Origin of the sequence: Aromatoleum toluolicum, assembly GCF_012911005.2 — a bacterium.
Lineage (GTDB): Bacteria > Pseudomonadota > Gammaproteobacteria > Burkholderiales > Rhodocyclaceae > Aromatoleum > Aromatoleum toluolicum.
Genome location: NZ_WTVS01000194.1, coordinates 1 through 475 on the forward strand (window position 1 = coordinate 1; position 475 = coordinate 475).

General features: G+C 52.4%; 1 protein-coding gene. It reads left to right on the plus strand.

The genetic code is table 11. The annotated features are described in order from the left end of the window. The coding region (locus GPA27_RS29645) for a rhamnogalacturonan lyase family protein (protein WP_505606755.1) at positions 1 to 475 on the plus strand (475 nt) is incomplete at both ends.

Consider the following 475-nt stretch of genomic DNA (forward strand, 5'->3'; position numbering starts at 1 on the left):
GTTTCAGGTTCATGAGGACGCAAGCAAGCCGTATGGGTTGTCGCTGCGTGATGCCGGAACAGGCGAGGTGTTATGGGGCGTCCATGCCGGAACAGATGTCGGCAGAGGAATGGCGGCTCACATTGACCCTCGGTACAAGGGATCGCTCGTCTGGGGAATCGATCCGCCGGGCAATGATGGAATGTCATATGGGCTCTATACGAGCAAAGGAGAAAAAATCAGCGACAAAGCGCCTGATTCCGCCAATTTCTCCATTTGGTGGGACGGGGACTTGGTCAGGGAGCTGTTGGATCATGATTGGAATGGAACGATTGGCAAACCAAAGATTGAAAAGTGGGATGCTGAAAACCGCTGTTTAAAAACGATTTTTCAGCCGGAAGGTGTGCTGTCCAACAACGGGACAAAAGGAAACCCGGTTCTTCAGGCCAACCTGTTCGGAGATTGGCGGGAAGAGGTCATTTGGAGAACCGAAGAC